Origin of the sequence: Marseilla massiliensis (assembly GCF_023336985.1) — a bacterium.
In the GTDB taxonomy this organism is placed as follows: domain Bacteria; phylum Bacteroidota; class Bacteroidia; order Bacteroidales; family Bacteroidaceae; genus Prevotella; species Prevotella intestinigallinarum.
Genome location: NZ_JAMBLP010000003.1, coordinates 72,548 through 93,768 on the forward strand (window position 1 = coordinate 72,548; position 21,221 = coordinate 93,768).

Here is a 21,221-nt window from a genome sequence, read left to right on the forward strand (position 1 = left end):
CACATCGCGAGTAATCTTTCCGTGAACGGAAAGAAATTGTTTCAATGTATCGGAACGACATTGTTGTCATCAATATGTCCCGATGTTCGTCGGCTTCTTCTTTCGTGGAGAAAATGTATGAACAAATCTCCATTTTGTCCGTGCCTTTCGTACCTACGATGTTGGCATAATACTTCCGTCCGAAGAGAAAGGCGATGATTTCCTTTAATACTGTTGTCTGCATGGTTACTTTATTTTTAAGTTGTCGATTTCGATAAGCATATTCTTGGTATAATAATCGCAAGTGCAGTTTATCTTGCGCTTATTCTTGCCTATAATTGTTTCGCATTGATACTTGCACTCTTTGAAGTCCTTTACGTGGAAAGGGCAGTCGTCGGGAGGTGTAATGTCTGTATTCGGAATGCGGTCCAGCGAATAGAATGTTTCCTTGTCGTAGATGTTGGCCGCTTCGTGTTCAAGACGGCAACCTTTTGATGTGCGCCAACCGTCAAGAAACAAGACCGCATCACAACAAAGCAAGGCTTCTATGTCGTTGCCCATGTGTTCGGCGTATGTCGCGTCAGGGTCGGGCGACACGTCGAGCGGCGACACAGGTGTGTGGCCTTTGGCTTGGATTACTCCGGAGGCGTATATGCAACTGGCTTCGACTTTTTCAATGTCGTGGCCGGTGATTGGGAGGCTGATATATATTTTCATCGTATTTTTGTATATAATTTTATTGGATTCTTGTATTCAGGAACGATAGAATGTGCTTAATCACCTCTACCGTCCACCCATTTCCGAGCATCTTATACTGCTGTGTTTCCGAACATCCCCACTTATACCACGAGGGAATGGTTTGTAGACGTGCGCACTCGGTTGGGGTAAGGCGACGGATATAACCATCAAGAAGAACAGCGGGCGCAGATCCTGCATGTGCGGAACAGAGGGCAGGCGAAATGCCACCCACAGAGTAAACACGGTTCTGCTGGAACGGTTGGCGACCGTTGCTTTCCTTGCTTCCGTTAAGTTGAATCACGCGACGTCCTGACACCAACAGATTGTTCTGATGCCAAGAGCTGCTTGTCAATGTCGGAGTCTTGCCGCCAAAGAAACCGCCTTTGTTTCCGCCATGCGGCCGTTGGTAAATTTGCGGCGTTATGAGCGTTGTACCTGTTGTGAGCGACATTTTGGAAGAATTGTTTCCTACGGTCAGCGTACCGGATTTTTGGGGATTGACGCGCGGTGCAAAACTGGAATTACAGTCCAATCTTCTTTTAATCCTTTCAATCGTTGACCGCTTTGTGATATGGTATTTGACGGCGACCTCGTTTTCAGGTTGCAAGATGTCTACAAGCAATATGCCCCTATCTTCAGGCAGAGGAATGTCCGTGTGAACATCGCCAAACAGCCCCTCCTTGCGTATGCGTATGTCCGACCAATACAGGCGCACACGTTCCTGAGCAGAAACGAGCGACGAATTGATGCGTACAGGACGTATGCCAAGGTATTCACTTATTATATTCTCAAACCGTTTATCCATGCGGACGTTTTCGAGCATGAACCTTGCATTGGGATTGACGGCTTTCACTTCGTGCCATATCCGTACAAATTCAAAGAAGAGCGCACTACGAGGGTCGTTGAAATTGAGTTGCTTCCCGGCAAAGCTGAATCCCTGACACGGAGAGCCGCCAATCAGCAAGTCTATGCGTGGCAGGTCTTTTGCCCTTACTTTCCGCACATCGCCCAATTGCACCGTACCGGGGAAGTTGAACTGCGTTTGCTCAATGGCATGGCGGTCTATCTCGGAGGCAAAGTAGTTGTCCACTTTCATTCCGAGTTCGCGCAGGGCGATTTGTCCGCAGCTCATTCCATCGAAAAGACTTAATACGTTCATGGCTTTACAAGTTCAAAATCATAGACGAACACGTAGGGATTGCGTTCCCATGTGCCTTTGCCGCTCACCTTATCAATTAGGCAGCCAAAGGCTTCGCGGAGTGTTTTCCCAAGAAACATCTTACGCCCAGTTTCTTTTTGGTAGTTGACGTAATACTGGGATGCCACCCCATCCCATTCCAATCCTTCTTTCAAGCAATCCTCGTCCGATGTGTCCTGCAAGTGCTCTACGCGCACGTTGGTTATGCGGATGTGGTGGGGCATCAGGTCAGCTCGTACGAACATCTTGTTATCCCAGCCTGCGCTAACCGCGCCAACTGATATTGCAATTTCATTCCATCGTGGTATTCCATTTTTACAGAATCCGCCACAATCGCGATAGCTTTGCGCCACTGCAACCACTTCTCCGACGTCGTATCTGGCATCGTCGATAAGTGTGGGGTCTTCCATCATCGCGTATTTATCGATGACGGACTGCAGAACGACCCGCCTTGTCTGCGTCTTGCGACCATCCAATACGGCTTGCGTAAGCCCGAAACGGTCATTGAACATTATCTTTTTCATTGTTGATCCATTTTAAGAAGTTATTGTTGATGTTAAACCAGTATCTGTTCCCTTCCTTTGTGTCATGCCACACGAACGCACAAGTAAACAAGTTGGCCGGCGAAGTCCTTTTCAGGTAAACACTCACGGACATTTTGTGCTGCACGCCACGGTTGTAGTTGGCCACAAACTTATCATACAGCCTCTGTCCTTTGAGCCATTGGGTGATTTGTTCGGTTGTTTTCATTCGAGTGTGCATTTAAAGCGGGTACATTCAGTTAGGTCCTTTCTGTCTGTTGAGACAATAATTGTTTTTCCTACCACAAAGTTTACTTCGATGCGGAATATATTATTGTCCCTGACGAAACGGTCGGCCAGCTCACATACTTGCAGGCGGAACTCGTCAAAAGAGAGCTGTTTGTTGTTCTGTTCTTCCATAATCAAAATAGTTTGGGTTCGTTTCTTGCTTTCAAAATATCTTCTACTCGCTTAATTTCATCGTCAACACGTTTTTCGAGAGCCTTGCTCTCTCGTAGAGCCGATTGCGTCCGGGTACGGAAATACTCTTTCTGCTTGTTGCGCAATGCGACAACGAGTTTATAAAATGCTTCGTGGTCCATAGTCATTCTTCGTTATAGTCATCAAATCTGTTACCACCAGCCACAATGAAAATGCAGGCAATATCCACGGCAATAGCTAATGCCAATAAGTACATCATTGTGCGCCTCCTTTTCTTTTCGGGGTTATATCATCGAGATAAGCGTATTCCAAAATATCTGAAAGTGGAAATTCAATGCCTGACTGCGTTATAAATCCAATATATTCATGGAAATAACCGACAACATCAAATCTACCTATGCAGAAACCTCTTTTAATCCTTGCAATTACGTGGACATTTCTTTTCAATTCTTCACCATGAAGTGAAGTTTCACGCCACGCATTGTTAATGAGCCACTGTGCGCCATACTCAAAAGCATCGGCTATTGCGTTACGGTCGAACTCTCCATTTACGAATGACGGTCTTGCTATTCCTGCATAACTATTAGCAGCATTTTCAATCAGTTCTTTTTTCATTGTGTGCCTCCTTGTTCCAAGAGTTTATGATATTGGTTGTCGTTCAGGCTCTCTTGCATAAACAAGATTTTGACAAGCCGTTCTTTTTCCTCTACCGTCAATTCCCTGCTATCATCGGAAGCAATGTCGCTATACAGATGATGTTTCCGGCAATAGGCAATCAGGATATTATGTTTCATGTCCTCCAAATCCTTATTGAAATTGGCTTTGTGCCATTCAAAAAGGCTCACGAGTTCCGCATATTGTATGGCTGTCATTTCTACCGCGATACGACTTCTTGATACTTGTTTATAAGACATCCGGCTTGCATTGGCAACCTTGTAATAACATTGCGAAAACAAATCGACTTGGGTCTTATTCCGGCCAACATCGAAGAAATAATACTTCACTTGGTTTTCATCCAATAGTTCATCGATGGATATACCGTACTCATTACATAGCTTTTCAAGCAATCTCCGGGCATTCTCGGCTTCTCCCTGCACCCCTCGTTCAGCGAGTGCCAACAGTTTTTTGAGCTTTTCTTTTATGCTTTCGTATTCTTTTTCCATTTTGTTGTCAGTTTTTCGATTATATGATTTAATTCGGCATTCTCTTCTTCGAGTTCTTTAATCTCTTTTCGGAGAGCCTTTACCGTGTCGTTATACTCCTTGCGCTCGAACTGCCGTTCGGTAAGTTCGTTACGGCAAGTGCAGTCCTGAATATCTCCGGACACGGCAACGGCCATGCAGCCCGGTATCAAGACTTTCAAGCCGTCCTGGGTGTAAATGTAGTGGCACTTCATGGCAGTCAATAAAAGTATTCACGACAGAAGAAGCCCTTTCGCGCCTCAAAGTCCTCGAAACTACATTTGGCGAACAGTTCCTTGCGATTGACCCAACGTGCCATATCCGTTTGCCACTGCGGTATGCGCTGGTGCGGATTGTCAATATTCCGGTAGGGCTGGGCAAATGGAAGAACCTTCTTATCCTTGCGCCAATGGGAAATGCGCCGGTAGCTCTCGTTGAAATCCATCAGGATGCAGTACAGAAAGAACTCACCACGATAGCCGCAGGAACGAATAAGCTCAATGGCACGCTCGCAATGGGCAATCTGTGCAGGGGTGTCACAGCCGAAACGGATGCGCTTCATCCACCTGACCTTTGCCAGCAGCCGGGCCACTTCAGGCGTAACCAAGCGAGCGTCGAGAGCCTGATTGAAGTCCACGTGATACTTTCGGCGGACAATCTTCTCAATCTGTGCCAGTCCGTAACCACAGGCAAGTATGTTGTTGTCCATGAGAATCAAATAATCCCGTCCGGCCACGGCTATATCGTCAACGTCCATGTAAGGGCGTATGCCGCCCTCCTTTTGAGGAACGATGCACCAGCGGCAATGGTTGGGACATCCGCGTGTGAGAAATCCGTATGCCATATTGTCCGCAACGCCGGGATAGAGCGAATAATCGGGCTGCAAGCGGTCCACCTCACCGGGCAAGACAGAATGAATGTCATAGCCTGTACCTCCACGGACAACCTCGCCGACATTGGTAATGTAATAGCGGTAGTCGGGCGTGAACGAAAAGACCTTGGCCATGTAGAGGCGGTCGTAACGGTCGAAAGGATTGTACCAATGCACCGTGTCGCCATGCGCCTTGTGGTAGGCGGAAAGCTTCATCAGGGCAAGGTTGGGATAATCGCTATCCACGGCAAGCAGGGCTATCTTCATACATCTTCATCTTTTAATCGTTCGGAACGAGGCTTCGTTGCCGAAGTCAACGATTTGCATCATTTCGCGGAAACGGTCGGCAAAACGCTCGTCATAATACTCCCGTATCTCGTCGGCGGCAAGGTTGCTTGTGGCCATTGTGCAGAACTGTTCCTCGTAGCGATAGGAAATCATGTCCATTGCCGCATTGACGTAATCGCCATAGTTGAGGCTTTCGCGCGGCTCGGTGCCGAGGTCGTCGATGCACAGCACCTCCACATCGCGCAGCCGCTTGTAACGGCCTACATCGGACATATTGTCACGTGTGCGGTTGTTGTACGCCTTGGCCAGCAACACCAGTTCCTTGGCCGTGATAATCTCGAAGCCGAAGAGCGGCCAGCAATCGTTTTGCGAGGTGTATCCCTCATCGGAATGCAGCAAGTTGTAGAGCGACTTCATAGCCTTTACGAGTGTTGTCTTGCCGTTACCACGGTTGCCACAGAGGAACAATCCAAAGGTGGTGTCCGTACCCGTGAGCCACCGCGCGACATCGGCAATGTGGCGCAGGTAGCTGTCGGAGGCTACAAACTCACGGTGGCGCAAAGCCACTTCCGCCCGGCAAGCAGCCAGCAGGAGGTCGTACATCTGCCGTTGCATGTACGGAAACCTAAAACGTTCCACCATACGTTTTCTCTTCATCAGCGCGGAGAATATTTCCTCTGCGTTTATTTCTTTGTTCTGTCCGAATTGTAACATCTTCATTCTGTTTTTTACCGGCCACTATACGCAGCCAGTTGTTAAAGTGCTGTTTTGCATCGGAAAGGCTTTCGTGCCTTTCTTTCCCATCAGAAGCGCAATGCAACCTGAACTCGTCAAGTCTTTTGCAAAGTTCCTCCACATCCATGTGGTGAAGCACCTGAAGCTGGTCGAGCCAAGCCGTTTCATTCTTCAATGCTTCGATTTCCTCGTCAAGCGTGAGCGTATAAGGCTGATAAGGCGGTAACGGTGGTTCTTTCGGCTTTTTGGCGGCTGTGCGCTTTTTCGCCGTTCCTTTCCGTGAGGTTCCTGTTGACGGTTTATCGGTGCCGGTGTCATCCGTGATAAGATTATAGACCGTAACGGTTGCCACGCGCTTGCAAAGACGGTTGATATTCATATACCTCACCTGTATTCCTTTCGATGTCAACACACCTTCGGCCTTGTACAGTTCCTTAGCAAACAACCCGATGTTCAGGCAGCACTGGATGACCTCGCGTATATACGCCTCATCATACCCGGTCTGTTCCGAGATTATGAAGGGCAGCTCTTCGTCCCACCTGATGTAGTACCCATCCTTGTAGATAAGACATAGCAGGAGAGCATATACGGTAATGGCCTTGCCACCTTGATACTTGATTAGTTTCCTAATGCGCAAGTCCTGAAAAAAGTCGATGTCGAAAGGGAAATATCCCAAACCTTGCTTTGCGGTACGTGCCATATTCATTTACTGTCATTTAGGTAGCAGCGCACCTCCCGAATGAAATCGTCGAGGGAGCGGCAAACTACATATTTGTATTCATCTTTATCGCAGATAACCGACTGCCACCAACGCTGATGTTCGCTTTGCCTACCTTTGGGCGTTTTCATCTCGATAAGCAACGCACCAAACCGATGCGTACTTTTGAGCAGGATAAGGTCGGACACCCCGGCCACCACGCCCTCGGCCTTGAGCTTCGCGCCTGTTACAGCGTCGCGCCGTCCGCCGTTCGGCACAGCGAAAAGCCGCCCCCGAAGATGAGGATATTTGAGGTTGAACCACCTCACACAGACCTCTTGTAACCTGTGTTCCTCGTCTGAGGGTGCTTTTCGCGGTGTTTTGGCGTTGGCCTTTGCAAGCATTTCATCAAGCGTCATCTTGGACTTTCTCATGATCGTGCGTCTTGTCTATCACCACGTCTTTGCAGCCGGTGGCACTGATGGTAACCTTCTGTCCGTCGGGAATGCTGTCGATGAAACGTTTGGCGGCACGCTGGCAGCTTGGAGAACTTGCGACGGCATCGGCTGCTTCCTGAACAGCCTTATCTTCGTAAGTCTGTGCCTTCTTGTGAGGAGCGTCAGGTGCATACAGGAACACATCCATGATTTTTGTTTCCTGCACGGCTTCACAAACCCAATCGGACATAGTACCTTTCATGTGTTCGTTGAGCCGTTTTCGTGCGTCGTCAATATCGGAAGCCTGAACAAGCAGGTAAAGAGGTGCTTTTTTCTCATTCATTGTTTTCTCGTCGAGTGTGATAAGGTTAATCTTTACCTTGTACCACTTGTCGGCTGACGAAATGTCTGAACTAACCAATTCAGAATAGTTGGTGATTTTTTCGGACACAACGGCAAACTCACCGCTGATAAAGCAGGACATTTCGCCGATGATACGGCTTTCGGCCTCGGTAAACGAGAGCGCATCTACGATATACAGCTCCGTCACTTTCTTCTGCATCCCATTTTCTAATGTTTTCTCGTAGCGGATGCCACATTCAAATAGTTTCATGCGTTGCAAGTATTAGGTTTGTTTTCGGCATATTGTATTCTCGCATCAAGAACTGCAAGGTATTTGCGCATCAGGTCAAGCTGCGTTTCAAAAGCCTGTTGTTCATGCGGCCAAAGCAGTTCCTTAAACTTGGGAGAGTAATAGAAATCCTGCGCCTTGTTGTATCGAAGGGAAAGGTCGTCACGCTCAATGCGCAGACGGTCAAGGAAAGTGTCTGTCACGCGGTAGACTTTCTCAAACACGTCGGCAGGGGACCAGCTTTCATAGCCGTTGTCGTACTTGACGTAATAACCGGCTTTTGACTTCTCACTTTCGTTGGGGACACGTCCGGCATGAAGCAATCCCCGGCGATAGGCATCGCCCATTGTCATTGGTTCGGCCTGAATTTCTTTTGTTCCGATGTACTTTTTCATTTGTTCAATGCGTTTTTAAGTTCTTCACTCACTTTGAATTTCACCGTGCGGTGAGCCGGAACGACGCACTCAGCACCAGTGGCCACGATGCGCGCCTTTCTTTCGCCAACATTGCGGACAGCAAATGTGCCGAAGCCACGGAGGTAAACATTCTCACCGGAAGCAAGAGCCTGCGATATGACTTGCATAGCTCCCTCAACCGCTTTCTTTGCTTCGGAGCGACGCAATCCTGTACGCTCCGAGATTTGCTCAATGAGTTGTTGTTTGGTCATTTTCTTCATCTTTTTTGAGTTTACGGTTTAACTTTTCAATCAATCTTCTTATCACCCATGCCCGGCATACATAGCGTTGGCCACGATGGGTGTCGTATAACTTGGCCGCGTCATCCAAATAGCGGATGATGTTGCGAATATCCGTCTTGCATACTTCCATAGGCTTAACCGTCAGAAAAGTTAAGGAATGAAGCTACAAGCTCGTCAAAATACATCTCGTCGGTAGGGATGTCATCGTCACTGTTCATGATTTCAGCAGCGATAGATTTCTTCTTGTGAATGAGCGAGTAGATGGTCTGGTCTATCGTACCACGGCCAAGGAGATAGTAGCACGTCACGTTGTCCTTTTGCCCGATGCGGTGCGCACGGTCCTCACACTGGCAGCAGTCCGCGTAAGTCCATGCGAGTTCAACAAAAACCACATTGGACGAAGCAGTAAGCGTGAGGCCAACACCTGCTGCCTTGATGGAGCAGACGATGAGCTGCACATCGGGGTTGTTCTGAAAGCTGTCCACCGCCACCTGTTTGGAGGACGCACTGTCGCGCCCTGTAACGGTAACGGCACGCGGAAATGCCTTGCACAGCGCATCAACCACCTCGTGGAGCGAGCAAAAGACAATGAGCTTCTTTCCGCTGTCAAGGAACGTGCGTATGAAATCCACCGCCTGTGCTACCTTGCCCAGCGTGGCGAGCTGGCGCAACGTCATGAAACGCACAAGAGCTTCCATGCGCATTTTGCGGCGTATCTCCCAATCGGTACACTCGGTATATTGCCGCAGGTATTCGGCAAGGTCGGCGGCTGCAAGGTTGTATTCGGGTGCGTTGCTGATGTCCACATAGAGGTCAACGCGCGTCTTGTCGGGCAGCTGTGGCAGCACCTTGGCTTTCTCGCGGCGTATCATGCAGTTGGCATACAACTGGTTGCTCAACACGGACAGAGGAACGGCCGGTTCCGCCTTTTTGTCCTTGGGGTCGGTGCAATAGTCGGCCATGAACTTGGTGCGTCCGCCGAACTCCTGCAACCTGCCCATGATGGAGAGTTGCGCCACCAAGTCCTCCGGGCGGTTGACAACTGGCGTGCCTGACAGGAGGATAATCCATTCCTTGCCAGTCGTAATCCCCTTGGTGAAGATTGTCTGTTGAGCCGACGGGTCTTTCACACGGTGGCTCTCGTCAATGATGACGCTACGGAACATCCTAATCTGCGGACAGAACACCACATCCTTCAGGCGGAACGACTTACCGCCTTTTATATCCCACACGAAATACTTGCGCAGACTTTCGTAGTTCACAATGGCAACATGGTGCATACCCATTTTGAGTAGGTAGGGCCATGTGGTGCGTACAGAATTGTCGAGTACCAATGCTGACTTGTCTGTGAACTTTTCGAACTCGCGCTGCCAGTTTATCTTCAATGAAGATGGGCAGATAACGAGGCAGGGATAAGCGTTGGCCGTATCGACGATGCCGATGCTTTGCAAGGTCTTGCCAAGCCCCGGCTCGTCGCCAATGATGAGGCGTTTCTTGTCAAGGCCGTATTCAATGCCCTCGCGCTGGTAGGGATAAGGCTCAACACGCAGGCGGTGTCTTAGTTCTTTTTGCATGGCTTGTACCTCCATCCGTTAAGTTCGTAAACACGCTTGCGGGCTTCCTCTCTGTTATAGTAAAAAGGCTCGTCGGGGAGCGGAGAAGCCGATGATGTCGTTTCTCCCACATAATCGTAGCGATAGATGCGGAAAGCACGTCCACGAGGCGCGTAATAGCATTGTCCTACTTTTGGTTTCATAATACTTCACTTAAAATGTTCAACTTCGGTCAGCAAGTCCTCGCGTTCAAGTCCCCGTATGTACTTGTCAAGCACGAGATTTACGCTGCCGTTATAGAACCGCTCAAACTCTTCTTCATCCATTGCCGCAAACGATATGCTGCTGTACTCAATCTCACGCTCGCCAAGCTCGTTGACAGACGACTTGAAATAACCGAGGTCGCGCTTGAAGCGGCGCAGCATATCGTCCACACTGCGTATGTTCCACCGCTCAACGAGCGGAAGGGGCAGGTTGTCATAGGTCAGCCTGACGAGCGCAAAGAACTTCTTGTGAAACTCGTAGTTGCGCGGCTGGCTGACACGGCAACGGACGGTGGATCCGACACGCAGACGCTGCTTCAAGTCGTGGTCGCTGTCGTAGAGCGGCACAAGACCGTAAGGAGTTACGCGGCAATAGATGTCCATAGTGCTATGCGGTTTTAGGGGTTAAGAGCCACCACTGGAATGCCAGTTCCTCGTACTTCTCCCGGCCACGGTTGTATATCTCATCGCCACGGTTGATGAACTTCTTGAACACCTTGCAGTTCTTCTTCGATATGGCATAGATGAAGTCGCGGTCGCTGTGCGCGATGTCCATGTACCATGCGCGGCTGCGGTCCCAGTCGAAGAAGTCCACCGCCTCGTCGAATTCCTGCTGCGAACTGGCGAAGGTGGTTTTCAGGTCGCCACCGAAGCCGAAAGCAGACAGATACCAGTCCCACTTACAGCGAGTATCGAGGTGGAAAGGATATTCGCAGTAGGTGAACTCCTGACCGTGGTTCACCATGAAGCGTTGCGTGTCCGCCAACTCCAGCACCTTGGCAAGAAACTGGTCGTGGCGTGCCTCCATGCGAAGCGAGCGTTGCATCTCCTTGGCGTGAAGAAACTCGTCGTCGGTGTATTGCACATCATCAACCGTGAGGCGATAGTAATCGACACGCGCCGGTTCTGTGATGATTGCATCCACCAGCGTGCCGAAGCGGAATGCCGCCTCACGGTCGCCGAACTGCGGCCGTGGGTGGATGATGTCACGCAGGGCTGTGAGGTCGGAGTTGGAGACCTCTGTACGGTTATAGTATTCATCTGGGTTATGGTTCATAGTATTACTTCGCTTTTACTTCATCGACATATTCCACGCTCTCGTCATTGACAAACACGCCGTCTTTGTTGGCGAGTTTCTCACAGAACGTGATTTGCTTCTTGAATGTCTTGGCCAGCTCCTCAACAGAAAGCGTGCATCCCTCCTTGCTCCACCATAGCGATATGATAGGCATAATGCCCTCGGGGTTAAGAAGCTGTATTTTCTTGGTGACTTTTGTCTTAGGCTGGTAATCTGATACAGTTGCCTGTTGGTTGAACAAAGAAGTCATTTCGGCAGTCTGCTTGTCCATTTCAGCTTTCGCCTTAGCCTCTGCCTCACGTGCTGCACGTTCTTTCTCGATGCGCTCGGCTTCCGCCTTTTGACGTGCTTCCATTTCAGCCTTGATGCGTGCTGCTTCCTCGGCATTGGCTTTGGCGATGCGTTCAAGATTAGCCAGTTTCGAGGGGAGACGGTCGAGGGTGTATTCGAGGGTGTCGCCCACCTCGGCGATATACTGGTCGTTGAACTGCTTTGCGAGCTTTTCCTTTATTTCTTTTTCCACTTCGGCAGCCTTGACACCCATCGGGATGCGCAGCGTGGTGTGCAGCTTTTCCATCCATGTAGAGGGAATGCCTTTGCCGACATTTTCTTTCATGGCTTTCAGCGTGGATAGTGTTCCGTCGTAGTTGTCCAGCGTCAGATTGTTGTCCAGTTCGGAGATTTTGTTCAGGGAAGCGTTCACAAGCTGCTGGAACTGCTGCTTGAAGTCGTCCTCCACGTCCATGCGGAACTTGCGTGCGGTTTCTTCCGCCTGTTGGCGTGCCAACGCTTCGCGGCGGCGTTGTTCCTCCTCTGCACGCTTCTTTGCGGCGTATTGGTTGCGTAGCTGCTGAAGCTGGTAGCCAATGGTGCCGGACTTAGAGGGGTCGATTTCATTCTCAATGGTGGTGAATGCTGTGCGCACTTGGTCGAACAGTTTAGTTACAGGAGAGCGACGCTCATTCATCACCTTGACTGTGCGGCGTGCCTTTTCGATGAATACCGCAGCCTGTTTGTCGAGGTCGTCATTCATGCCTTGCTGCTGAATGGCAGTGAGTATATTTTGTCCGAAGCTGACGCAGTTGTCGCGCGACTTGCGGTTGACTTCATAAGAACCGGGAGCGGCCATCACTATTTCTTTCATGTTTTCAGGCCGGATGATTGATAATTCGTTGTTGTTCATATCGGGTAATTGTTGTTGCGGCTCACATTGTACGGTGTCCGCATGGTGGATATATCTGTGAAGTCTTTCGCAGAACAGCCCGTTAATGCCGTTGAAGCTGTCCTTGCAATCCGTACATCTTTTAGGTGGCATGGTTAATGGTTAGAACACATCATCGTAGTTGCCTCCGGCCGAGGGGTCAACCGTAACACCTGCTGACATATCTTGCGCAGGGGCAAAGGTCTGCGGCTCATTCTGCTGTTGCGGTTCATTGTCCGAGCCGTCGGCCATGCCTCCGTATGGGTCAAAGTCCTGCTCCGGCTGCTCTACAACATCGCTTTCAAGCTGTGTGCCCTTGCCGATGGCTATCTTCGGGTAAGTCTTGAATGCGTGCTTGATGCACTTAGCAGCAAGGAAACCGGGGTCAATCTGCCCATTAACGTTGTAGAGGTCGTTGGCACGCTCCACACGTTGGCGGGTATTTGCATCGTAATAGGCATTGTTCTTGGCAGAATAGACTTCAAGGCGTTTCCAGTCGCTTTCCGTCATTACGGAATAGTCTACCGTGCCGTCGCAACGGGTAATCTTCAAGAAGCAAGCGATGATGTGGTTTGAAGTGCGAGGTATGCGGCAGCAATAGTTGACATACTTACGTCCGTCTTTCTCGCCAAAAGAAAAGTCGTCGCCCTCATAGACGATTACAGGGTTGTCGGCATATTGGATTTGTCCGGCCTTGGCACGCAGCACCAGTTCGCCATATCCTGATATGGTAAGATTGCAACGTGCCTCCCAACGGTCGCCCTGTGGCGTAGAAATCTTGTAGTTGCGCGGCAGGAGGTAGCACAATGCCTGTGCGCCCGGTTCAAGAGAAAGACCACGGACGGCAAGGTCGATAAATGCAAGGAACACAGACATTCCCGTGCATTTCCGCAAGTTGTCTTTGTCACGTAGCTGATTGTTGAAATACATTGCTTCGCGCTCATACGCGCCCTCGCCGCCCTCTTTCCAAATGGCATTGTAGACGTTGATGAACTGCTGGCGCACGTATTCGTTGCGTACTACATCAGTAGCTTTGAGCGACGCGATGATGTGCGCTTGGTTTAAGGTTTCTTGATTATTCATAATCTTGTTATTTATAGGGTTATAAATCGAAATAATCTTGTTGTCTTTGCTGTGCTTTCCTCAATTCGGCGACAAAGTATTCTATCTTTCCCGGACGTTTGCAGGGATGTACCTTTCCTTGCCGGCGCCAACGGTCTACGTTTCCTCTTCCGAACATGGTGTAGGCCTTGTTTTGGCTAATCATTTCAGGTTCGTCGCGTTGCTCTTTGAGCTGGCGAACAACCTCGGAAGCCACGTCGCGGACAAAGGTTGCGTAGGAGACTGACTTGTCGGAGAAATCGAGGGTTAGCATGGCTTTATCGGTTTTCGCGCAGTTCCTTGTATGAGATGCGGATCAGCACCCATGACAGTGCAATAAACACAAAGCTTACTATGAAGCCGAAAATAGAAGTGATGTGGCCCAGTACGATATGGCCGATAACTCCTGAAACAACGCAGAGAAAAATCACGACTGCGATAATCAGTTGAACGAATGAGAATGTCTTATCCATAGTGAAATGATTTAATCGGTTACTGAATTCTTTTCACGATTACGATACGGCGCGTCTTGTCTATCTCTGTAGTGTATTTCCGATTAAATCGGAAACTCAACGTGCTCGCCATCGAACGTGCGGAGGTGCATTTTGCTGCCGGGTATTCTTTGGCTTCCCCGACCTTCATTTGCTCTAATTCGCTTGTAAACGTCTGTTTTTTCGGCATTTTATTCTTGTTTTTGATGTTTAATGTTTAACTTTATGGTGCAAAGATAGACAAATGATTTGAAATACAAACCATTTGAATAAACAAAATTAGACAATTTAGATTAATTAACAATGGAAACTATTAACGACAGAATGGAAATGCTTGTAAATGAGCGTTTCGGAGGTAATAAAGCTGCTTTTGCCACCTCAATTGGTTTGGGGCCGACTGCACTGTCTAATTATCTTGGTAATAAGAGACGTTCTAAGCCCTCAGTAGATATGGTCGCCAAAATCGTCAAGACGCTTGATGTAGACGCAAAATGGTTGCTTATCGGGGAGCAGACTGCAAACAATCACGTCTCAACACAAGGTAACTATTCGCCTGCGACAGTCAATGGAGATGCTATCAACACGTCAGGTGAGGTGGAATTGTTACAACAACGAGTTAAATTACTGGAAGATTTATTGGCTGAGAAAGAAAGGTTGATAAATGTGTTGATGGAGGGCAGGAAATGAGAATGAGCGACACAAAGGTGTATGCGATATTTTTAATTACACTATTTGTGGTAGCGACAATCATAGGTTATGCACACACCATTTTCCCAATAATGGACGATGACGAATACTTTGTTGATAAGAACGATGTAATACACAATGGCGGATGCCCATATAAGGGTGTGCCGTTCTTTACCACAAAGCGAAGTAAATACGAGTTCATCAAAGAAAGAGATTGGGTTTTCTGTAATGAATGCTTTTCAAAAGCTGAAATAAGCAAATTGATGATGCTGCATGACTGTAATGTGGAGGTGTTTATAGACCGTCTGCAAAAAGCCGGTGCATCAACGGAATACATCGACAACAGATTAGAAGAAATGGGTTTAGAATGAAGAAAACAAAAAACATACTTTTAGCGAGTATTGGCCTTGCCTTGCTTTCTTGTTCAAATGACGATGAAAGCGTCTACGACAATGTGCTGTCAAATACGAGTTGGCATCAGATTTATACTGATGTTCCAACTTCAACAATAGATGAGGAACAATTTGTTCCGCCACAAGATATACTGGGCCGTTTGCAGTCGGAAAGCCGAACAGAGCAAGAAACAGATACTATTAACAAATCATTCGCGAAGACTGGTGAATATCTGCTTTCTTTTGGCACAGACGAAAATTGCCAACTGAAAGACGTCCATCGCATAAAAGGAACGTATCAGTTGGCAACATACGAGGTTAAGATAAGCCATTATCCTAACCAAACATACCGGGAAGATGTAGGGAATGGATATACTACGGAAATAACTGTTAAGGACGACAGCCTGACACTACGCCAATTTTATGGCGACAACATCGTCAGGGCTGATACAATCTACTTAGGAGAAAACAATGAGGTGCGGACAAAAGTACGGACGTTAAACGTTTCCGAACCTTTGGAATACGATTTTGAAGAGAAGTCTGAAACGTACCACATGACATACGTCAGAACAGGAAACAAGGTCGAGCTTTCAGGCGACAAGCACCTTATTGGCTTCATCAACGCTGATTATTCAAAAATTGATTTTGATGAGATTGGAAGTTTAGGACGAGAATAATTTACCTAAAAAGAGTAACCCCCTGTAAAATAGCTGTTTTTCTCCGCGGCGCAGGCTGCGGTCGAGGACACTCTCTAAGATTAGAAGTTATCATTTAATTTCTAATATCAGGCTGTAATTCACTGCTTTAGCGGTAATTACAGCCTGAATTGCGTTAAGACAGTTCGTGCAGTCGACATCTAAAATTGAACCAAATGATCATATTTGTTTTACTCTATGTTTACCCCAAAAATCATCATGTTTACCCCTGTTTACCCCAAGGATTTCTATTTTTTTTCGTGGTTAAATTTTTTCGTTTCTCTTGTTATTTGTCAACCATCGTGAACTATCTTAACCATAATCAACATTCTCCACGACCTTGCAAACGATAATCCTCGGATTTTCGTGATGAGATACACAGGAGGTACAAAAATGGCGAAAAAAGTTACCCGAACAAGCAAAGCGATGCAGACCACGGCAATTAGGACGGTTGCCAACTCATTACCCCAAAACGAGGTAATTCTTCTAACTCTCTTGATTTCAACGGGGTATATTCCAGCTACAAAAGTACGAATAAAAAGTGATAAACAGAAAAATGTAGCAAAGTTATTGGCAGATAGGCGTTTTAGGAAGATGGCTTGAAAAAATGAAAGACAGAAAAAGCAATGAAAAAGCCAAGTTAGGACATCGCAGCGTTACCAATTCGTGACCATGCCCAAAACAGGTTATGATGAGGTTGGAAGAATATAGAAAACACTAACTTCCAGTGAGTTACTAACAACTCACGCAAGAAAATGCGGCGTGAACGAGAATTGCAGTATTCCTCAATGATTTGCGTAGCGACGAAGGATTCTTCACGAACTAAATTTGAAACCAAAAAAATTTTAGAACGATGAAGAGTACATTTTCAGTTATCTTCTACCTGAAAAGACAGGCAGTGAAGAAAGACGGTACAGTACCGGTTATGGGACGTATCACAGTGGACGGAACACAGACGCAATTCAGCAGCAAACTTTCGGTCGATCCCAAATTGTGGGACACGAAAGGCGGACGTGTCACGGGAAGAAGTTCAGCCGCACTTGAAACAAACCGCCTGCTTGACAAGATGCGTGTGAGCATCAACAGGCACTATCAGGAAATCATGGAGCGTGACAATTTTGTGACGGCTGAAAAAGTGAAGAATGCCTTTCTCGGACTGGAACACCGCTGCCATACACTGATGCAGGTGTTCCGCCAGCACAACGAGGATTATGCAAAACAGGTGGAAGCCGGCATGAAAGCCAAAGCCACGCTTTCAAAATATCTGGTCGTTTACAAGCACCTGCAAGAGTTCCTGAATATCCGATACCATGTGAAGGATATTGCCCTTAAGGAACTTACTCCGGCATTTATCTCCGATTTTGAAATGTTTCTCCGCACGGACAAGCACTGCTGTACCAATACGGTCTGGCTTTATGTGTGTCCGTTACGGACAATGGTGTTCATTGCCATTAACAATGAATGGCTGACACGCGACCCGTTCCGTGAATATGAAATCAAGAAAGAGGAAACGACAAGAGGGTTTCTCACGAAAGAGGAAATCCGTATGCTGATGGACGGCAAACTGAAAAACGCCAAACAGGAGCTTTACCGTGACCTGTATCTGTTCTGTGCGTTCACGGGGTTGTCATTCTCCGATATGCGCAATCTGCGAGAGGAAAATATCCGTACATACTTCGACAACCATGAGTGGATAAACATCAACCGCCAGAAGACGGGCGTGGAATCGAATATCCGCCTGCTGGACCTGCCCCGAAGAATCATAGAAAAATACCGCGGACTGTGTGAGGACGGAAGGATATTCCCTGTCCCCCATTACATGACCTGTCTGTATGGAATACGAGCCGTAGCCAAACGCTGCGGTATCACGAAACACCTTACATGGCACCAGAGCCGCCACACGGCGGCGACAACGGTATTCCTGTCAAACGGCGTACCTATTGAAACTGTGAGTTCGATGCTCGGACACAAGAGCATCAAGACGACGCAAATCTATGCGAGTGCGCCCAGATTGGTCGCTTGATAAATACTTCTGTAGCAAGAAGTTAGGATTGGGTTCAATATAATCCTATCGTCAATCAGCTTATCCGACGGGGAAACCTAACGGGGAGTGTAGCATGCTGATTAAAGCCCTGAGTCTACTAATAGCCAAGTAGCGACTGAAGGGCAAGACGAAACGACATATATAAGGATGAAGCCTTGATTGGTTGAACGATAGTTCGGTGGTACCACATCTTGCAATAGCGGAAGGCTTTTATATACGCTATTTCATAGTACTCTGGCTATTTTGTGCGTTAGTTCAGAGCATTAAGAACCGACTATGACACAGCCGCAATAAGCGGACAAGAACGAAAGTCGCATCCGACAATATGTCACGCTAATAGTTATCAAGTGAAACTAACTGGGGATTGCCTAAGTCAGAACGCCTCAAAGGCTATGAGAGCTGGTCTCTGAATATCTGATATGGCAACGGAGTTCTCATAGTAGTCCGAGCAAGTTAACGGCTTGTACATGGCGAAGGGGAACAGTCCATAACTTTAGTACAAACAAAGGAAAACGTGAGAGACGTATGAGAAATCCCGAGCAAGTATTAAACATTTTAGCTGAACACAGCAACGAGTCAGGTTACAAATACGAACGACTCTATCGTATTCTGTTCAATGAGCAGATGTTCTTAGTCGCATATCAGCGCATTCATGCAAAACCAGGCAATATGACACCCGGTACTGATGGACAGACGGAGGACGGCATGAGCATTGACAAGATACACGCATTAATAGACAGTCTCAAAAGCGAAGTCTATAGGCCTAAACCGGCAAAGAGGGTTTACATACCGAAGAAGAGCGGAAAGTTACGTCCGCTCGGTATCCCTACGTTTGCAGATAAATTAGTGCAAGAGGTAGTGAGAATGGTTCTCGAAGCCATATACGAAGGATATTTTGAACGGACTTCACATGGTTTCAGACCACACAAAAGCTGCCACACGGCACTTAAGAGTCTACAGAATAATTTCAACGGAACAAAGTGGTTCATTGAGGGAGACATAAAAGGTTTCTTTGACAATATCAACCATGGCGTGATGATAGAAATTCTGAGGGAACGCATATCTGACGAACGTTTCCTTCGGTTAATACGTAAATTTCTCAACGCTGGATATTTGGAAGAATGGCACTTCAATAGAACTTATTCGGGTACGCCTCAAGGTGGAATTATCAGTCCAATACTGGCTAATATCTACCTGGACAAGTTCGATAAGTATATGAAGAAGTATGCACAAGATTTCCATAAGGGTAAAGTTAGACACCGCAACAAGGATATCGGCAGACTGAACAATCGAGTTCACTATCTAAAGAAGAGAATGAAGGAGGTGACGGACGTTGATAAATTGAAAGCAATGCGGGAGGAAGTTCGTAATAAGCAACAGCAAATACTGACTATGCCGAGCGGTAACGATATGGATGAGAATTTCCGTAGATTGAATTATGTACGCTACGCTGATGATTTCCTTATAGGGGTCATTGGAAATAAAGCAGAGTGCGAGAAAATCAAGGCGGATGTCACACAATTTATGCAAAAGAAGCTAAAATTGGAAATGTCACAAGAAAAGACCTTGATAACCAACGCACAAGACAGTGCAAAATTTCTCGGCTATGAAATATCAGTCCGTAAAGATTACACAACGCAGAAAAATGCAAGAGGAGAAACTCGTAGACATCGTAATGGTAATGTGATACTACACGTATCACGAGAAGTAATAAAGAAGAAGTTACTGAGTCTTGAAGCCATGAATGTGAAAACACAAAATGGCAAAGAAGTGTGGAGGTCTAAAGGTAGAACATACCTGATAGACAATGAGCCACAAGACATAGTAGCACGTTTCAACACAGAAATCAGAGGATTCTACAACTACTACTCCATTGCAAACAATGCATCGGCACTTGGACGTTCATTTGGATGTATCATGAGGTTCAGTATGCTAAAGACATTTGCGCAAAAACTTAACAGTTCCGTCAGAACCATAACAGACAAGTATCGTGAAGATGATAAATTTGTGGTGTGGTATACGGACAAGAAAGGCGAACGCAAACCAAGGGTGTTTTACAATGAGGGCTTCAAGCGTATTACCGACTTGGGAACTCAAAAATGTGATAACTTGCCCTACTTGTTCAACACTCCATCTATGAGTCTGGTCGAAAGACTGACTGCAAATAAGTGTGAGTTGTGCGGAAAAGAAGGAAATGTTGTGTCACACCACGTCAGGAAACTCTCAGATTTAAGAGGCAAAACCGAATGGGAACGTAAAATGCTCAAAATGCATAGAAAATCTTTAATCGTCTGTGCAGAATGTCATAACATGATTCATGCGGAGAATAGCTAAAATGCCGTTATGGGCGGAGAGCCGTATACATGGAGACGTGTACGTACGGTTCGGAGGCAGGCTGTCGGAAACCTACCACCGTAAGGTGGCATGGCGCCGACAGCCGAGCCTACAGATTACAAAAGAAAAGCTCAATCAGGATATGGAAAATCTTGTCGCACGTCTTGGCAGCATAGAAGAGTTCAAAGGATGCAACATCTAAAAAAGAAGAATCATGAAACGAAATATCATTACCATAGAAGGAAAATCGGTAACCGTAACCGGTAACGATGTATGGATGACGGCATGGGAAATCGGAGAACTGTTCAATGTGACAACAACAGCGGTAAATGCGGCTATCCGGGCAATCCTGAAAACGGACGTGCTGAATGACTTTGAGGTGTGCCGGTATGTCCGGCTGGAAAACGGTCTGAATGCCGATGTCTATTCCCTTGAAATCATTATACCGATAGCGTTCCGCCTGAATACCTATTATACCCATGTGTTCCGTTCGTGGCTTTTACGGAAAGCGTACGCCAAAGAGCAGAAGGATACCTATATGCTGTTTGTGCCGATAGCCAAAGGAGGACATTGCTGAGAACGGAACAAACGCAAGCAAGAACGGACAACCGTCATTCGGTTGTCCGTTCTTGCTTTTTCTGAGGTTATCTGAAAGGCTTCCGATAGTTCGCTTCCAGTACCTCACGCAGTCCCGATTCGGGATACAGTGCCTTTCCGCCTAAAATGATATAAGGCAGCAGCCGTTCGTTACGGTATTCCTGAAGAGTACGGCGGCTTACCCGTAAAAGGTCTGCCACTTCCTTGTCCGTCAGGTACACCTCACCGTCAAGCGGCGGGCGGTAACTCTCCAGAAACCCGCTGAGCCATCTGGAGCTTTTTTTCATTTTCTGCAATATGGAAGCGACCTTTTCGTCTTCCATCGTGATGATTTCATTGTTCTCGTTCATGTTACTTCGGATTTAGTGGTG

At 47.3% G+C, this 21,221-nt stretch carries 33 protein-coding genes; 8 read left to right on the top strand and 25 right to left on the bottom strand.

Translation table 11 applies throughout. The annotated features are described in order from the left end of the window. Positions 1–225: 225 nt before the first annotated feature. From M3089_RS02985 to M3089_RS03100, 24 genes are all read right to left on the bottom strand, one after another. Entirely contained in the window at positions 226–696 is a 471-nt protein-coding gene (locus M3089_RS02985; protein ID WP_249081675.1) for a DUF4406 domain-containing protein, read from the bottom strand. A gap of 19 nt (positions 697–715) precedes the next feature. Beyond that, positions 716–1,876: a DNA (cytosine-5-)-methyltransferase gene (gene dcm, locus M3089_RS02990; RefSeq protein WP_249081677.1), complete on the bottom strand. Its 1,161-nt coding sequence runs from the start codon at positions 1,874–1,876 to the stop codon at positions 716–718. Then, positions 1,873–2,439, bottom strand: a complete 567-nt coding sequence (locus M3089_RS02995) for a hypothetical protein (protein ID WP_249081679.1) — start codon at positions 2,437–2,439, stop codon at positions 1,873–1,875. The genes dcm and M3089_RS02995 overlap by 4 nt, the downstream gene beginning before the upstream one ends. Next, positions 2,417–2,665 (bottom strand): hypothetical protein, encoded by a 249-nt coding sequence (locus M3089_RS03000; protein ID WP_249081680.1) that lies wholly within the window; start codon positions 2,663–2,665, stop codon positions 2,417–2,419. The genes M3089_RS02995 and M3089_RS03000 overlap by 23 nt, the downstream gene beginning before the upstream one ends. Beyond that, positions 2,662–2,856, bottom strand: a complete 195-nt coding sequence (locus tag M3089_RS03005) for a hypothetical protein (protein WP_249081682.1) — start codon at positions 2,854–2,856, stop codon at positions 2,662–2,664. Before M3089_RS03005 ends, M3089_RS03000 begins: the two co-directional genes overlap by 4 nt. 2 nt (positions 2,857–2,858) lie before the next feature. Further along, complete coding sequence (locus tag M3089_RS03010) at positions 2,859–3,038, bottom strand: hypothetical protein (RefSeq protein WP_249081684.1); 180 nt, start codon at positions 3,036–3,038, stop codon at positions 2,859–2,861. A 94-nt stretch (positions 3,039–3,132) separates the two neighbouring features. Beyond that, positions 3,133–3,492 carry a hypothetical protein gene (locus M3089_RS03015; protein WP_249081686.1) on the bottom strand — a complete coding sequence of 120 codons (360 nt, stop codon included), beginning with the start codon at positions 3,490–3,492 and terminating at the stop codon, positions 3,133–3,135. After that, the gene (locus tag M3089_RS03020; protein ID WP_249081688.1) at positions 3,489–4,040 is read right to left on the bottom strand and encodes a DUF2786 domain-containing protein; all 552 of its coding nucleotides are present in this window, start codon (positions 4,038–4,040) and stop codon (positions 3,489–3,491) included. Before M3089_RS03020 ends, M3089_RS03015 begins: the two co-directional genes overlap by 4 nt. Continuing rightward, entirely contained in the window at positions 4,016–4,273 is a 258-nt protein-coding gene (locus tag M3089_RS03025) for a hypothetical protein (RefSeq protein ID WP_249081690.1), read from the bottom strand. The genes M3089_RS03020 and M3089_RS03025 overlap by 25 nt, the downstream gene beginning before the upstream one ends. A gap of 5 nt (positions 4,274–4,278) precedes the next feature. After that, entirely contained in the window at positions 4,279–5,196 is a 918-nt protein-coding gene (locus tag M3089_RS03030) for a radical SAM protein (protein ID WP_249081692.1), read from the bottom strand. Between the two features lie 6 nt (positions 5,197–5,202). After that, the gene (locus M3089_RS03035; RefSeq protein WP_249081694.1) at positions 5,203–5,874 is read right to left on the bottom strand and encodes a P-loop NTPase family protein; all 672 of its coding nucleotides are present in this window, start codon (positions 5,872–5,874) and stop codon (positions 5,203–5,205) included. Continuing rightward, positions 5,843–6,658 carry a DUF4373 domain-containing protein gene (locus M3089_RS03040; RefSeq protein WP_249081696.1) on the bottom strand — a complete coding sequence of 272 codons (816 nt, stop codon included), beginning with the start codon at positions 6,656–6,658 and terminating at the stop codon, positions 5,843–5,845. Before M3089_RS03040 ends, M3089_RS03035 begins: the two co-directional genes overlap by 32 nt. Next, entirely contained in the window at positions 6,655–7,068 is a 414-nt protein-coding gene (locus M3089_RS03045) for a VRR-NUC domain-containing protein (RefSeq protein WP_249081886.1), read from the bottom strand. Before M3089_RS03045 ends, M3089_RS03040 begins: the two co-directional genes overlap by 4 nt. Next, a complete protein-coding gene (locus M3089_RS03050) occupies positions 7,058–7,699 on the bottom strand; it encodes a DUF4494 domain-containing protein (RefSeq protein WP_249081698.1) in 642 nt (213 codons plus the stop codon). Before M3089_RS03050 ends, M3089_RS03045 begins: the two co-directional genes overlap by 11 nt. Further along, a complete protein-coding gene (locus tag M3089_RS03055; RefSeq protein ID WP_249081699.1) occupies positions 7,696–8,112 on the bottom strand; it encodes a crAss001_48 related protein in 417 nt (138 codons plus the stop codon). Before M3089_RS03055 ends, M3089_RS03050 begins: the two co-directional genes overlap by 4 nt. Further along, on the bottom strand, positions 8,109–8,393 hold the full coding sequence (locus M3089_RS03060) for an HU family DNA-binding protein (RefSeq protein ID WP_249081700.1): 285 nt from the start codon (positions 8,391–8,393) through the stop codon (positions 8,109–8,111). The genes M3089_RS03055 and M3089_RS03060 overlap by 4 nt, the downstream gene beginning before the upstream one ends. A gap of 155 nt (positions 8,394–8,548) precedes the next feature. Then, on the bottom strand, positions 8,549–9,988 hold the full coding sequence (locus tag M3089_RS03065) for a DEAD/DEAH box helicase (protein ID WP_249081701.1): 1,440 nt from the start codon (positions 9,986–9,988) through the stop codon (positions 8,549–8,551). Continuing rightward, positions 9,973–10,170 carry a hypothetical protein gene (locus M3089_RS03070; RefSeq protein ID WP_249081702.1) on the bottom strand — a complete coding sequence of 66 codons (198 nt, stop codon included), beginning with the start codon at positions 10,168–10,170 and terminating at the stop codon, positions 9,973–9,975. Before M3089_RS03070 ends, M3089_RS03065 begins: the two co-directional genes overlap by 16 nt. 6 nt (positions 10,171–10,176) lie before the next feature. Further along, positions 10,177–10,614 carry a DUF1367 family protein gene (locus M3089_RS03075; RefSeq protein ID WP_249081703.1) on the bottom strand — a complete coding sequence of 146 codons (438 nt, stop codon included), beginning with the start codon at positions 10,612–10,614 and terminating at the stop codon, positions 10,177–10,179. A gap of 4 nt (positions 10,615–10,618) precedes the next feature. Continuing rightward, positions 10,619–11,287 carry a PD-(D/E)XK nuclease-like domain-containing protein gene (locus M3089_RS03080; protein WP_249081704.1) on the bottom strand — a complete coding sequence of 223 codons (669 nt, stop codon included), beginning with the start codon at positions 11,285–11,287 and terminating at the stop codon, positions 10,619–10,621. 4 nt (positions 11,288–11,291) lie between these two features. Further along, entirely contained in the window at positions 11,292–12,491 is a 1,200-nt protein-coding gene (locus M3089_RS03085; protein WP_249081705.1) for a hypothetical protein, read from the bottom strand. Positions 12,492–12,632: 141 nt separating this feature from the next. Further along, positions 12,633–13,592 (bottom strand): recombinase RecT, encoded by a 960-nt coding sequence (locus M3089_RS03090; protein ID WP_249081706.1) that lies wholly within the window; start codon positions 13,590–13,592, stop codon positions 12,633–12,635. Positions 13,593–13,611: 19 nt separating this feature from the next. Continuing rightward, positions 13,612–13,884 carry a hypothetical protein gene (locus tag M3089_RS03095; RefSeq protein ID WP_249081708.1) on the bottom strand — a complete coding sequence of 91 codons (273 nt, stop codon included), beginning with the start codon at positions 13,882–13,884 and terminating at the stop codon, positions 13,612–13,614. Between the two features lie 4 nt (positions 13,885–13,888). Continuing rightward, positions 13,889–14,083 (bottom strand): hypothetical protein, encoded by a 195-nt coding sequence (locus tag M3089_RS03100; protein ID WP_249081710.1) that lies wholly within the window; start codon positions 14,081–14,083, stop codon positions 13,889–13,891. Positions 14,084–14,404: 321 nt separating this feature from the next. Here M3089_RS03100 and M3089_RS03105 point away from each other — a divergent pair, with 321 nt between their 5' ends. The 8 genes from M3089_RS03105 (at position 14,405) to M3089_RS03140 (ending at position 20,830) form a co-directional block, all read left to right on the top strand. Next, entirely contained in the window at positions 14,405–14,788 is a 384-nt protein-coding gene (locus M3089_RS03105; RefSeq protein ID WP_249081712.1) for a helix-turn-helix domain-containing protein, read from the top strand. Between the two features lie 2 nt (positions 14,789–14,790). Further along, entirely contained in the window at positions 14,791–15,159 is a 369-nt protein-coding gene (locus tag M3089_RS03110; RefSeq protein ID WP_249081714.1) for a hypothetical protein, read from the top strand. Then, a complete protein-coding gene (locus M3089_RS03115) occupies positions 15,156–15,857 on the top strand; it encodes a hypothetical protein (protein ID WP_249081716.1) in 702 nt (233 codons plus the stop codon). The genes M3089_RS03110 and M3089_RS03115 overlap by 4 nt, the downstream gene beginning before the upstream one ends. 387 nt (positions 15,858–16,244) lie before the next feature. Continuing rightward, the gene (locus tag M3089_RS03120) at positions 16,245–16,478 is read left to right on the top strand and encodes a hypothetical protein (RefSeq protein ID WP_249081718.1); all 234 of its coding nucleotides are present in this window, start codon (positions 16,245–16,247) and stop codon (positions 16,476–16,478) included. A gap of 250 nt (positions 16,479–16,728) precedes the next feature. Next, positions 16,729–17,898 carry a site-specific integrase gene (locus M3089_RS03125; RefSeq protein WP_204404684.1) on the top strand — a complete coding sequence of 390 codons (1,170 nt, stop codon included), beginning with the start codon at positions 16,729–16,731 and terminating at the stop codon, positions 17,896–17,898. Between the two features lie 546 nt (positions 17,899–18,444). Next, the gene (locus tag M3089_RS03130; protein ID WP_249081720.1) at positions 18,445–20,253 is read left to right on the top strand and encodes a reverse transcriptase/maturase family protein; all 1,809 of its coding nucleotides are present in this window, start codon (positions 18,445–18,447) and stop codon (positions 20,251–20,253) included. 37 nt (positions 20,254–20,290) lie between these two features. After that, a complete protein-coding gene (locus tag M3089_RS03135; protein ID WP_249081722.1) occupies positions 20,291–20,455 on the top strand; it encodes a hypothetical protein in 165 nt (54 codons plus the stop codon). A gap of 12 nt (positions 20,456–20,467) precedes the next feature. Next, entirely contained in the window at positions 20,468–20,830 is a 363-nt protein-coding gene (locus M3089_RS03140) for a hypothetical protein (RefSeq protein WP_022233786.1), read from the top strand. A gap of 67 nt (positions 20,831–20,897) precedes the next feature. On the opposite strand, the gene M3089_RS03145 is transcribed toward M3089_RS03140, so the two are convergent. Next, positions 20,898–21,200, bottom strand: a complete 303-nt coding sequence (locus tag M3089_RS03145) for a helix-turn-helix domain-containing protein (RefSeq protein ID WP_109114889.1) — start codon at positions 21,198–21,200, stop codon at positions 20,898–20,900. Positions 21,201–21,221: the final 21 nt, after the last annotated feature.